This is a genomic window from Ochrobactrum sp. Q0168, assembly GCF_016427605.1.
Taxonomy (GTDB): Bacteria; Pseudomonadota; Alphaproteobacteria; order Rhizobiales; family Rhizobiaceae; genus Brucella.
In genome coordinates this window covers 77,688-90,688 of the sequence record NZ_JAELXQ010000012.1, presented here as the reverse complement: position 1 = coordinate 90,688, position 13,001 = coordinate 77,688, and the positions used below count along the sequence as shown (strand labels likewise).

Sequence of the window (13,001 nt, the reverse complement as noted above, 5' to 3'; positions counted from 1 at the left end):
CTTGCACGATGTTGCAAGAATGCCCTTGTCAATATGTAAATTATGATTAATACTTAGGATATTCGTACATTCTTGATGACCGGCCGGGGTAGCCCGGATGCTACTCTGTGCCCAAAAAACAGGGAGAATGGTTGATGAAGAGCATAATCATTGGGCCTACCGACAAGGATCGTACAGTTACGCAGCAAATACTGCATCGCATTCATGAGCAAATGCCAAAGCCGTCTGAAGACAAGACGCAAGTTTGCAATGTTTTACGCCGTTCGAAGGGCGGCTACTCGCATCGTCGGCACAAGATTCATAAGCTTGTCTGATTTTGCGTCATGAATTGAATATGTCGGTTTGTTCTCAGCGCCACATGCCATTCTCGGTTTGCTGGCGCTGTTATTTTATCCACTCCAAACTATCTAAATCCGCATTGCTGGTTTATGAGGGAGCATTGCTCCAGTTTCAGTAAATTCAGGAATGTGCGATGACGACCGAAGCCGATGGAAACGACGTGAAGAAGAAATCCGGTTTCTTCCTCGGTTTCATGGCGGTATTGGCCAGCCTGTTTTTTGTGCTGTTTGTCGGACTTGGCATCTGGCAGATCGAGCGTCTGCAATGGAAGCTCGACCTCATCGCCCGTGTAGACGCCCGTGTTCATGCCGAGCCTGTCGCAGCGCCGGGTAAAGATGACTGGGCCAATGTCAATCAGAAGGACGATGAATATCGTCATGTCACCATCACCGGCACGTATCTGAATGATAAGGAAGTACTGGTCAATGCGCTGACAGAGCGTGGAGCTGGGTATTGGGTTCTCACGCCACTGCGCACCGCAGATGGTTCGCTGACCTATATCAATCGCGGCTTCGTGCCGAGCGACAAGCGCGATCTGACAGCACGCCCGGAAACGCAAGTTGCAGGCGAAACAACTGTGACTGGTCTTCTGCGCATGCCGGAGCCGGACGGCTTTTTCCTACGGCCCAATGATCAGGCAAAAAACAGCTGGAACTCTCGCGACGTTGCGGCTTTCGCAGCAAAGGAGAACCTTGGCACCGTCGCACCCTATTTCATCGATGCGGATGCAAAGTCCAATCCCGGCAATCAACCTGTCGGCGGGCTGACGGTCGTATCCTTCCGCAACAGCCACCTGTCCTATGCAATCACCTGGTTTGCGCTCGCAGCCATGATCGTCGGGGCCGCGGTGTTCGTCTGGCGTTACGAGCGCAAATCGAAGTCTTAGAGCGGTTCCTGTTTTGACGGAATCGTCAGAACCGCTCTAAGTCTTTATTTTTACGCATTTCCGTACGCAAAACCGCTTCGCACTTTTGCTGAAAATGCTCTAGACATGCAACGCGTGGCCGAGTGCCTTCATGCTTGCCTCGGCAAAGCCCTCGCCCAATGTCGGATGCGCATGGATTGTTCCTGCAATATCTTCCAGGCGCGCTCCCATCTCAACGGCCTGCGCAAAGGCTGACGACAGTTCGGAAATACCGACGCCCACTGCTTGAATGCCCAGAATGACGTGATTGTCCGCCCGGGCCACCACGCGGATAAAGCCGTCTTCCCGTTCAACCGTCATGGCGCGGCCATTGGCCTGAAATGGAAAGATACCGATCTGCGTGTTATGGCCTGCTTTGCGCGCCTCATCAGGCAGCAGCCCCACTGTCACGATTTCCGGATCGGTGAAGCAGACAGCAGGAATGCAGCGCTTGTCCCAAGCCTGTTTGCCGCCTGCGATAATCTCGGCAACCATTTCGCCTTGCGCCATGGCGCGATGCGCTAGCATTGGCTCTCCCGTGACATCTCCAATCGCGTAGATTCCACGCATCGACGTACGGCAGCGATCATCGATGCGGATAAATCGCCCATCCATATCAAGCCGGATTTCGCTCAGGCCCCAGCCATCGGTCTGCGGTTTGCGTCCGACCGTCACCAGCACCTTATCGGCTTCGATGCGTTTCGCTGAACCATCAGCCGCCAACACTTCCAGCGCCTTGCCGTCGGCGGTCAGTCCCTTGGCCGATGTGCTGGTCAGCACGTCCACGCCAAGCGCCTTCAGGCGCGCCATAACGGGCCGCGTCAGCTCCGCATCATATTGCGGCAGGATGCGGTCGGTCGCCTCGACGACAGTGACTTTGGAACCGAGCTTGGCGTAAGCCATGCCGATTTCGAGCCCGATATACCCCCCGCCCACGACGGCCAGTCTTTCCGGTATCGAGCCCAGCGACAATGCTTCCGTGGAGGAGATGATATTGCCGCCAAAGGGCAGCGCCTCGATTTCAACCGGCACGGAACCGGTGGCGATCACGATATTTTCCGCATGAATGGTCTGGCGGCCCGTATCGGTGTCGACCAGCACGGTCTTGCCGTCCATAAAGCGCGCCTGCCCCTGAAACATGCGCACACGCGACCGTTTCAGCAGGTTGGCGACGCCACTATTCAGCCGGTTGACGATACCGTCTTTCCATTCAAGCGTTTTGACAAAGTCGATAGCCGGATTTTGCGCGGTGATACCGAGTGTGCCTTTGCTGGCAAAGGCGGTCAGGCGGTGGAATTCATCCGCAGCATGGATCAGCGCCTTGGATGGAATGCAGCCCACATTGAGGCAGGTGCCGCCGAGGCGCTTTCGCTCGACAAGCACGGTGTCGATGCCAAGCTGCCCTGCCCGGATGCCGCAGACATAGCCGCCGGGACCGCCGCCGATGATCAGAAGTTTGCAGTTAATCTCACTCATAAGTTCAGCCTTCCACAAAGATCATCGCAGGCGTTTCGATAAGGCTTTTCAGCTTCTGCACAAAGACAGCCGCATCCCAACCGTCGATCACGCGATGATCGAAGCTGCATGAAAGGTTCATCATCTTGCGCGGCACGAACTGGGTTCCGTCCCACATCGGACGCACGGCAATCTTGTTGATGCCGACAATCGCGACTTCCGGCCGATTGATGATCGGTGTCGTGGCTATCGCGCCAAGCGGTCCAAGCGACGTGATGGTGATGGTGGAGCCGGTAAGTTCCTCGCGCTTTGCGGTACCGTTGCGGGCGGCGTCGGTCACACGCGACAGTTCGGAAGCCGCTGCAAAGACCGTCATGCTTTCGGCGTGGCGCACCACGGGAACGATCAAGCCATTTGGCGTCTGTGTGGCGATGCCCACATGCACACCGCCGAACTGACGGATGATATCGGCTTCATCGTCGAAATGGGCGTTCAGACCCGGCTGCTCTTTCACCGCCTTGACGATAGCGCGGATGACGAATGGCAGCAGCGTCAGGCGCGGACGCCCTTCCTTTTTCTCATGGTTGAGACCGCTGCGCAGCTCTTCCAGCTGCGTGACGTCTACTTCCTCGACAATGGTGATATGCGGAATATGGCGCTTTGCTTCCGCCATACGCTCCGCGATCTTGCGCCGAAGCCCGATGACCTTGATCTCGTTGACGGTTGTATCGGCAGCATAGCCGGACAGTGCCGTTGCAGCTCCGCTTTCGGTCTGGAAGAATGCATCCAGATCTTCATGGGTGATGCGGCCCGCGGGCCCCGTTCCGCGAACACGCCGCAGATCAACGCCTGCATCGCGCGCCCGCAGTCGAACCGATGGGGTGGCTAGCGGCTTTTCACCTTCCGCCCGGACCGGGCCAGCACCCGCAAAAGCACGACCTGAGCTTTCACGCTTAGGCGCTTCTGATTTGGGTGGAACCGGCGTCTGCAACAAGACAGGCACTTCTGGCGTCTGCGGTTTGGGCGCTTCGACCGCTATCGGACTATGCGCAGGCTCTTCCGCTTTAGTTTCTTCGATTGCGCCGGAAGCACCTTCGACTTCAAGTCGCACCAGTTCGGAACCGACCGCGATCTTTTCACCCACTTCGCCATTGATCGCGATAACCTTGCCTGCGCGCGATGACGGGATTTCCACTGTCGCCTTGTCGGTCATGACCGCTGCCAGAAGATCATCCTCGCGAATGATATCGCCAACCTTCACATGCCATTCGACAAGTTCGGCCTCGGCAACGCCTTCACCGACATCGGGGAGTTTGATTGTAAAATGAGTCATGGTCTCTCCCCTCACGCTTCCATGATCGACACAAGTGCGCGACCGACACGATCAGGACCGGGGAAATAGGCCCACTCCTGCGCATGCGGATAAGGCGTATCCCAACCCGTCACGCGAATGACAGGCGCTTCAAGGTGATAGAAGCAATCGCGCTGCACGAGTGCGGCCAGTTCCGCACCATAGCCGCAGGTTAAGGTTGCTTCATGCACGATGACGCAACGACCGGTCTTGCGCACCGAAGCCATGATCGTCTCAGTATCGAGCGGCAAAAGCGTGCGCAGATCGATGATCTCGGCATCGACGCCGGTTTCTTCCGCGGCGGCCAGCGCCACATGCACCATGGTGCCATAGGCCAGAACCGTCACCGCGCTGCCTTCACGCCGAAGGGCGGCCTTGCCGAGCGGAACGGTGTAATAGCCCTCCGGTACTTCGCCCAGATCGTGCTTCTTCCAGGACGTCACCGGCTTGTCGTGATGGCCGTCGAAGGGGCCGTTATAAAGCCGTTTCGGCTCGAACACGATCACCGGATCGGGATCTTGAATCGCTGCAAGCAGCAAGCCCTTGGCGTCCGCTGGTGTGGACGGCATCACCGTCTTCAAGCCGGACACATGGGTGAAAAGTGCTTCCGGGCTTTGACTGTGCGTCTGCCCGCCATAAATGCCGCCACCGGATGGCATGCGGATCACGATGGGACACGTGAACTCACCTGCCGAGCGATAGCGTAGACGAGCGGCTTCGGAAACAATCTGGTCATAGGCCGGATAAACATAATCCGCGAACTGCACCTCAATGCAGGGGCGCAAGCCGTAAGCGGCCATGCCTATTGCCGTGCCGACAATGCCAAGCTCGCTGATCGGCGCATCGAAGCAGCGCTCCTTGCCGTATTTCTTCTGCAAACCGGCGGTGCAGCGAAACACGCCGCCAAAATAACCGACATCCTCACCGAACACGACCACATTCTTGTCGCGTTCCATGGCAATATCGTGGGCGTTCTGGATCGCCTCGATCATGGTCATTTTAGTCATGGATCAGAACCCCGCTTCCTGACGCTGGCGAACAAGATGCGGCGGCGTTTCTGCGTAAACATCCTCGAACATGTCACGCATGGAAGGCTTGCGCCCATCATGCAGGGTGCCGATGGCTTCCGCCTCGCGCTGCGCGCTGACGACAAGGTCCATCACTTCTGCTTCCGCCTGCTTGTGACGGTCTTCCGACCAGACGCCGCGCAGGATCAGATAGTTCTTCAGCCGCAAGATCGGATCGCCAAGCGGCCACGCATCGCTTTCGGCCTTGGGGCGATAGGCGGAAGGATCGTCAGACGTGGAATGCCCACCAGCACGATAGGTGACATATTCAATGATTGTCGGTCCGAGATTGCGCCGTGCGCGCTCGACCGCCCATTTCGCAACAGCATGAACGGCGAGATAATCATTGCCATCAACGCGCAGCGACGGAATGCCGAAACCGTGCCCGCGGGCCGCGAAAGTGCCCGAACCGCCCCGTGCAATGCCCTGAAATGTCGAGATCGCCCACTGGTTGTTCACGATATTCATTACCACGGGCGCCTTGTAGGTCGAGGCGAAGACGAGTGCTGCGTGAAAGTCGCTTTCGGCGGTCGAGCCGTCGCCGATCCAGGCTGCTGCGATCTTGGTATCATGGCTGATTGCAGAGGCCATCGCCCATCCCACAGCCTGCGTATATTGCGTCGCGAGATTGCCGGAAATCGTGAAGAAGCCGTGTTCCTTGGAGGAATACATCACGGGAAGCTGGCGGCCCTTTAGCGGGTCCTGCTCATTGGAGAAAATCTGGTTCATCATGGTGACGAGCGGATAATCATCGGCGATCAGAAGCCCCGCCTGCCGATAGGTCGGGAAGTTCATATCACCCTTGCGCAGCGCCTTTCTGAAAGCGCAGCTCACCGCCTCTTCGCCCAGATGCTGCATGTAGAATGACGTCTTGCCTTGACGCTGCGCCATCATCATGCGTGCATCATAGGCACGCAGGATCATCATGTGGCGCAGACCGTCTTTCAGCTCGTCATCGGTGAGCGTTCCAGCCCACGGACCGACCGCCTCGCCCTCGCGGTTCAGCACGCGAATGATGCTGAAAGCGAGATCGCGCATCGCTTCGGGCTTTTCGTCGATTTCCGGTCTTCTGACACTGCCGGCGCGAGGGATTTTGACATGGGAGAAATCCGGCGCATCGCCGGGCCGCCATTCCGGTTCGGGAACATGCAGGGATAGTACGACATCGTCGCTCATGCGGGCATACCTCGCAAAACTGGCATTGAATGTCGAACGGGTGGAATTCTGTTTGGTTCCGGCGGACAGGCTTCGTCGAAACCCGCTTTCCGGATGGCCTTTCATGCACAGATTGACCGCATTCCTCCCATGCGACGTGAAGCCGGTTTTCCTCCTCCGATTTCACTGCCATTCAGGGTGATACGGCTCTCAAAATAAAGCAAGATTATTTTTCTGCTATTTCCACAATCTCAAAATGAACAGTTCCGTTTGTGTACGTAAGCTCTATAAGGGGCTCAAAGAAATATGCTTATTTATCTGATATAAATACAATATTTTATGAAACGAATGCGCGGATTATACGTAATATAATTTCTTTTCCTTGGCCGCTAGATAAGTACCGATTGGTACTATAAGGGCGAACCAGACCGTTTTCAGATATTCGGAACAACATTAAAATTCCAAAACTCGGGCACGCCGCCTCACACCAAAGAGACGATTTTCCCTTGCCTTTACTGATTGAAGCATTGAAGCTGCCGCTTATGAGCAGGAAGAACCAACATGATCGCTACGGTCATTTCGGATATGCAAAGCGAAAGCTTTGAAACGCAACGTCTGTTCATCGGTTGTTGTGGCGTCGAGGACGCGCCTTCATTGAGCTCATTAATGAGTGCTGAGATCAGCCGGTGGGTTGCTTCCTGGCCTTTTCCCCTGACGCTCGGTCAATGCGAAAAGATGCTCCTGGCGAACCGCGCCGTTGCAAAAGAGGGAAAGGCTTTTCCCGGCATCATCATAGAAAAAAATACAGGGAGGATCATTGGTTGGATAAAGATCGCGGCCGCAGACGCATCCTGCCAGAGCTTTGAACTTGGTTACTGGATCGGTGAGAATTTTCAAGGCAATGGTTATGGATTTGAAGCAGCGAGCGGCGCTGTTGATTTTGCATTCACGACACTGAATGCGGCAAGTGTCAAAGCTGGTGCGCAGCTAGCCAATACAGCGTCCCATGAACTGCTTCGCAAGCTTGGCATGACGGAAGATGGTGAAACAGACATTTGGGCCCCGTCACGCAACCAGTTCGAAAGGTGCAAATACTGGAAGCTAGATCGAGTGAAGTGCACCGCTCCATGACGAGAAGCGGTGCACGCGATTTTTATCCTAGCGGATGGCCTTGCCGTCATCGTCAAAGCGATGCGTCTTGTCTGCTTCCGGCGACACGAAGATGATGTCATCTTCGGTGTAGTGGTGCTCACCGAACAGGCGAACGGTGATGAGGCCTGCCGCTTCGGTTTCCACATAGAGAATGGTATCTGCGCCGAGATGTTCGGCGTGGATGACCTTGCCCTTCCATTTGCCGCTTTCACGGCTGACACCGAGATGTTCCGGGCGAATGCCGATGGTCTTCGCACCGGTTTCGCCGATACGACCCGCATCGATGAAGTTCATCTGTGGCGAGCCGATGAAACCTGCTACGAACAGATTGTCAGGTTTGTTGTAAAGCTCCATCGGCGAACCGATCTGTTCGATACGGCCCGCATTCAGCACCACGATGCGGTCGGCAAGCGTCATTGCTTCGACCTGATCATGGGTGACATAGATCATCGTCGCCTTCAGCTCGCGATGCAGCTTGGCAATTTCCAAACGCGTCTGCACGCGCAGGGCGGCATCGAGGTTGGACAAGGGTTCGTCGAACAGGAACAGTTCGGGATCACGCACAAGTGCGCGACCAATGGCGACGCGCTGGCGCTGGCCGCCCGACAGTTCCGCCGGACGCCGTGCCAGATAAGGATCAAGCGACAGCATGGAGGAAGCGCGCGTCACGCGGCTTTCAATCTGCTCTTTCGGCGCTCCGGCCTGCTTCAGGCCAAGCCCCATATTGTCCTTCACCGTCAGATGCGGATAAAGCGCATAAGACTGGAACACCATCGCAATGCCACGCTTTGACGGCGGCGTGACGGTCACGTCCTTGCCGTTGATCAGCACCTGGCCCGAAGACACATCTTCCAGACCGGCTATCGAACGCAGCAGCGTGGACTTCCCGCAACCGGAGGGCCCCACGAAAATAACGAACTCGCCGTCGCGAACTTCCAGATTGATATCCTTCAGCACAGCCTGCGAACCGTAGCTCTTGTTTATCGACTTGAGTAGCAGCGATCCCACAGTCAAAAATCCCTTACAGTTTTACCGGCTGGCCAAGACGCACGCTTTCGTCGGCGGCGAGGCAGATACGCAGCGATTGCAGCGCATCGTCCATATGGCGGTTGAGATCGATATCCTCACGAATGGCTTTCAGCATGTAGGCCTGTTCGCGTTCGCACAATTCCTGATGGCCCGGCTCGTCCGACATGGACAGATCAGTATCCGGCTTCAGGAACTTCCCGTCCGCGCCGCGTTCGGCACGATGGATGCGGATGGTCGAGGTTTTGGTGTGGGCGTCCACATCGTCGGACTTGGTCACAGCCTCATTCATGACAATGGAAACACAGCCATTTGGCGAGATGACATCCTTCACAAAGAAGGCCGTCTCCGACATCATCGGCCCCCAGCCCGCTTCGTACCAGCCAATCGTGCCGTCATCGAACAGCACCTGAAGGTGGCCGTAATTATACATGTCCGGCTTGATTTCATCGGAAAGGCGCAAGCCCATGCCGCGCACTTCCACCGGCTTGGCATCGGTGATCTGGCACATGACATCGACATAATGCACGCCACAATCGACAATCGGCGACGTGGTGTTCATCAGGTTCTTGTGCGTTTCCCAGGTCGCGCCGCTGGACTGCTGGTTGAGATTCATACGGAAAACGTAAGGACCACCCAACTGGCGGGCTTCGGAAATCAGCCGCATCCAGGATGGATGATGGCGCAGGATATAACCGATGACGAGCTTGCGTCCGTTGGCCCGCGCGCAATCGATCACGCGGCGTGCGTCGTCCACACTTGTTGCAAGCGGCTTTTCAACAAAGACATGCGCGCCCTGCTCCATCGCGGCCACAGCATAATCGGCATGGCTTTCCGAATAGGTTGCGATGCAGGCCATATCCGGTTTCAGCTCTGCCAAGGCCTCGTGAAAGGACGGATGGATTTCATAGCCGGAAAGCTCATCCGGCAGGTCAACCTTGGTCCGGTTGACCAGCCCGACAATTTCGAAACCCCGATTGCGGTGATAGGCCAGCGCATGGCTGCGGCCCATATTGCCGAGACCGGCGGAAAGTACACGGACAGGATTTTGCGTTGCAGAACTCATTTTACAGCTCCGGCTGTGATGCCGCGGATCAGTTGCCGCGAGAAAATGACGTAGAGGACGAGGATCGGGAACATGGCCAGCGAAAGCGCCGACAGGACCGCATTCCAGTTGGTGACAAACTGGCCGATGAAAAGCTGCGACCCCAGTGTCACCGTCTTGGTGGCTTCGCTCGGCGCGAGGATCAGCGGGAACCAGAGATCGTTCCAGATCGGGATCATGGTGAAGACAGCGACCGTCGCCATGGCAGGCCGGATCAGCGGCAGCACCAGCTTGAAGAAGATGGCATATTCCGACATACCGTCTATCCGCCCGGCATTTTTCAAATCGTCGGACACGGTTCGCATGAATTCGGACAGGATAAAGATCGCAAGTGGCAGGCCCTGCGCCGTGTAGACGAGGATCAGCGAGGTGAGGCTATTGACCAGCCCCACCGCCACCATGCCCTGCAACAAGGCAACCGTTCCAAGCCGGATCGGGATCATGATGCCGATGGCCAGATAAAGTCCCATCAGCGTGTTGCCCTTGAACCGATATTCCGACAGGGCAAAGGCTGCCATCGCGCCAAAGAGGATGACAAAGAATATGCTCGCCACCGTGACAATGGTGCTGTTCTGGAAATAGGTCAGGAACGAGCCCTGTTTCAGCACCGTCTCATAGCCGATCAGGCTAAAGCTCTCAGGCGTTGGGAACTGAAGCGGCGTGCGGAAAATCGCATTGCGGTCCTTGAAGGAATTGATCAGCGTCAGCGCCACCGGAAAGACGGCGACAAGCATATAGATGATCAGCGCCGCATGAACGAATGTTGTGCGAAGGGGCGAAGTGCGTGCTTTCGACATGATTTCTCGCTCCTCAGAACTGATAGCGGCGCATGCGACGCTGGATGCCGAACAGATAGAGCGACACACCGGCGAGGATGATGAGGAACATCACGGCGGCGATGGTGGCGCCCATGGACGGATTACCAAGCTGAAGCTGGAAGCCGAAGAACGTGCGGTACAGGAAGGTGCCGAGAATATCAGTCGCCTTGTCCGGTCCCGCGAGCGCACCCTGCATCGAATAGACAAGGTCGAACGCATTGAAATTGGCGACGAAGGTCATGACCGAGATCAGGCCGATGGACGGCAGGATGAGCGGCAACTTGATCTTCCAGAACTGGCTCCAGCCGGTAATGCCGTCGCATTCGGCAGCTTCGATGATTTCATCGGGAATGTTGAGCAGCGCCGCATAGATCAGCATCATCGGAATGCCGACGAATTGCCAGACCGAGACAAGCGATACGGTCACAAGAGCCGACTCGGCCTTTCCCAACCATGGCGCGAAGGCCCATTTCATGCCGACCAGATCCATCATCCATGGCGCAACGCCCCAGATCGGGGACAGGATCAGCTTCCAGATGAAGCCGACAATCACGAAGGATAGAAGCGTCGGCAGAAAGATGGCCGTGCGATAGAAAGCGGCAAAACGCAGTCTCGGCAGCGACAGCATCGCGGCCAGCAAAATGCCGATCGGGTTTTGAACCAGCATGTGAATGCAGAAGAATATAACGTTGTTTTTCAATGCATTCCAGAAATCGCGCGACCAGTTTAAGTCGCCGAAAAGCGTCTGGAAATTGGCAAAGCCGACAAAGACGCGCTGCCCGTCAACGACATTGAAGAATGCCTGCCGCAATGTCTCGATCAGCGGCAGCACCATGACGGCGGTATAAACCAGCACGCAAGGCAGCAGAAACACAAGAATGTGCCAGCGCCTCGGGCGTTTTTGCTCAATGATTGGCAGGTCGGCAGACTGGCTCATCAACACTCGCTGTTCTTCGGCTTATGCGGTTCTTGCGAACATTCTTTTGCCGTGAGACTGACACGGATCGCGCATCGCGCGAAAGAAAAACTGCCCGCAAGACTATCCGGTAGGTCTGTTCGGCATCGAAAATGCACACGGGCGGCCCTGCTCTGTCGCAAAGCCGCCCATGCATTATTGCTTTACTTGGCTGGCTTGTACCAGCTGTCCAGGCCTTCCTGCAGCTTCTTGGCGGCATCTTCCGGCGTTACAGTGCCGTTGATGACGTTAGCCGACTGAACCCAGGTTTCGTTTTCGAGGTTCGGCGTGCCGCGCGACAGGATCTGGTAGGTCGAACGGATCGTCGGCTTGCACTTTTCGCGCCAGGACACGAATTCCTGCGCCAGCGGATCGGACATCTTCACAGCGGTCGAATTCAGGCTGAAGAAGCCCGGCAGCGCGTTTGCGTAGATTTCCGCGAATTCCGGTGAAGCGACCCAGTTCAGGAACACCTTGGCCTGTTCGGCATTTTTGCTCGAAGCATTGAGGCCGAGACCGATATCGTTGTGATCCGAAATGTAGCAGCTGTCGCCTGCATTCTTCACCGGCGGCGGGAATGCGCCCATCTTGAACTGCGCCTGCGTGTTGAACAGGCCGATTTCCCACGAACCGGCCGGATAGATCGCAGCGCGACCGAGCGTGAAGAGGTTCTGGCTGTCCGGATAGGTCTGCGCTTCGAAACCGTCGCCCAGATAATTCTTCCACTTGGCAAGAACCTTGAACGGTTCGACCCATGGCTCGTCGGTCAGCTTCTGCTGGCCAGCGATGAGCGCTTTGCGGCCTTCCTCGCCCTTCCAATAGGTCGGGCCGATATTCTGGTAGCCCATGGTTGCGGCTTCCCACATATCCTTGGTGCCCATGGCCATCGGGATATAGGTGCCGTCCGCCTTGATCTTGTCGAGCATCGCGAAGAATTCGGCTTCCGTTGCCGGTGCCTTCAGGCCGAGCTTGTCAAAAGCTTCCTGATTATAGATGAAGCCGTGAATGACCGAAGCCATCGGCACGCAGAAGCTCTTCTTGCCATCGTCGGTGGTCCACGCGGACTTGGCGACGTCGGAGAAGTTCTTCATGCCTTCAAGATCGGTGAGGTCGGCAAGCTTGCCCTTGTTGAACAGCTCCAGCGAGGTGTCGAACGGACGGCACGCAATAAGATCGCCGCCCGAACCAGCATCCAGCTTGGCATTGAGTGCGGCGTTATATTCCGTCGGCGCGCTTGGCGCGAAATTGATCTTGATGCCCGGATTCTTGGCTTCAAAGGCCGGAATGATCTTTTCCTGCCAGATCTGCAGATCGTCATTACGCCAGCTTTCAACCGTCAGCGTGACATCCTGAGCCAATGCGGCAGAACCCGACGCCAAAAGCGTCGAACCCAGCAGCATGAATTTCAAACTATTGCGAACCATTTGACCTTCTCCCGTTTTTCTGAACGCAGACGCACAAAAGAGGCGAGATACGCCTGTCCATTTCGAGACGCCACGGTTATGACGACGGCCCATCGCGGTGCGGGATAAATGCCGGCTCCGCCGGTCTTCGTTCCATCCCATTTCCGCGCGACCCTCGCCTGTCAACAACCTTTGGCGACCCCTGGCGGCATTGCGCTCCCCTTTGATTGAAATTAATGCCAAAAACGTACCAATTGTCCAGCGAAGTTTA

The 13,001-nt window shown here is 56.3% G+C and carries 12 protein-coding genes; 3 read left to right on the top strand and 9 right to left on the bottom strand.

The features are described from left to right. The first annotated feature begins 134 nt into the window (after positions 1-134). Positions 135-314 carry a hypothetical protein gene (locus JAU75_RS18010; protein WP_199057847.1) on the top strand — a complete coding sequence of 60 codons (180 nt, stop codon included), beginning with the start codon at positions 135-137 and terminating at the stop codon, positions 312-314. A gap of 158 nt (positions 315-472) precedes the next feature. Next, positions 473-1,225: an SURF1 family protein gene (locus JAU75_RS18005; protein WP_247880535.1), complete on the top strand. Its 753-nt coding sequence runs from the start codon at positions 473-475 to the stop codon at positions 1,223-1,225. A gap of 99 nt (positions 1,226-1,324) precedes the next feature. On the opposite strand, the gene lpdA is transcribed toward JAU75_RS18005, so the two are convergent. The 4 genes from lpdA to JAU75_RS17985 are packed head-to-tail and all read right to left on the bottom strand — an operon-like array spanning position 1,325 to position 6,292. Then, positions 1,325-2,719: a dihydrolipoyl dehydrogenase gene (lpdA, locus tag JAU75_RS18000; RefSeq protein ID WP_199057846.1), complete on the bottom strand. Its 1,395-nt coding sequence runs from the start codon at positions 2,717-2,719 to the stop codon at positions 1,325-1,327. Positions 2,720-2,723: 4 nt separating this feature from the next. Beyond that, the gene (locus JAU75_RS17995; RefSeq protein WP_199057845.1) at positions 2,724-4,031 is read right to left on the bottom strand and encodes a dihydrolipoamide acetyltransferase family protein; all 1,308 of its coding nucleotides are present in this window, start codon (positions 4,029-4,031) and stop codon (positions 2,724-2,726) included. Between the two features lie 11 nt (positions 4,032-4,042). Beyond that, positions 4,043-5,056: an alpha-ketoacid dehydrogenase subunit beta gene (locus JAU75_RS17990; RefSeq protein WP_199057844.1), complete on the bottom strand. Its 1,014-nt coding sequence runs from the start codon at positions 5,054-5,056 to the stop codon at positions 4,043-4,045. 3 nt (positions 5,057-5,059) lie between these two features. Further along, entirely contained in the window at positions 5,060-6,292 is a 1,233-nt protein-coding gene (locus JAU75_RS17985; protein WP_078337087.1) for a 3-methyl-2-oxobutanoate dehydrogenase (2-methylpropanoyl-transferring) subunit alpha, read from the bottom strand. A 540-nt stretch (positions 6,293-6,832) separates the two neighbouring features. On the opposite strand from JAU75_RS17985, the gene JAU75_RS17980 reads away from it, so the two are divergent. Then, a complete protein-coding gene (locus tag JAU75_RS17980; RefSeq protein WP_199057843.1) occupies positions 6,833-7,402 on the top strand; it encodes a GNAT family N-acetyltransferase in 570 nt (189 codons plus the stop codon). 27 nt (positions 7,403-7,429) lie between these two features. Here the strand turns inward: JAU75_RS17980 and JAU75_RS17975 are convergent, their stop codons facing one another. From JAU75_RS17975 to JAU75_RS17955, 5 genes are all read right to left on the bottom strand, one after another. Beyond that, positions 7,430-8,431, bottom strand: a complete 1,002-nt coding sequence (locus JAU75_RS17975) for an ABC transporter ATP-binding protein (RefSeq protein ID WP_199057842.1) — start codon at positions 8,429-8,431, stop codon at positions 7,430-7,432. Positions 8,432-8,444: 13 nt separating this feature from the next. After that, complete coding sequence (locus JAU75_RS17970; protein ID WP_199057841.1) at positions 8,445-9,515, bottom strand: Gfo/Idh/MocA family protein; 1,071 nt, start codon at positions 9,513-9,515, stop codon at positions 8,445-8,447. Further along, the gene (locus JAU75_RS17965; RefSeq protein WP_171317281.1) at positions 9,512-10,351 is read right to left on the bottom strand and encodes a carbohydrate ABC transporter permease; all 840 of its coding nucleotides are present in this window, start codon (positions 10,349-10,351) and stop codon (positions 9,512-9,514) included. The genes JAU75_RS17970 and JAU75_RS17965 overlap by 4 nt, the downstream gene beginning before the upstream one ends. A gap of 13 nt (positions 10,352-10,364) precedes the next feature. Further along, a complete protein-coding gene (locus JAU75_RS17960) occupies positions 10,365-11,309 on the bottom strand; it encodes a carbohydrate ABC transporter permease (RefSeq protein WP_199057840.1) in 945 nt (314 codons plus the stop codon). 182 nt (positions 11,310-11,491) lie between these two features. Continuing rightward, positions 11,492-12,751, bottom strand: coding sequence for an ABC transporter substrate-binding protein (locus JAU75_RS17955; RefSeq protein ID WP_199057839.1), 1,260 nt, complete (start codon positions 12,749-12,751; stop codon positions 11,492-11,494). Between the last annotated feature and the right edge of the window lie 250 nt (positions 12,752-13,001).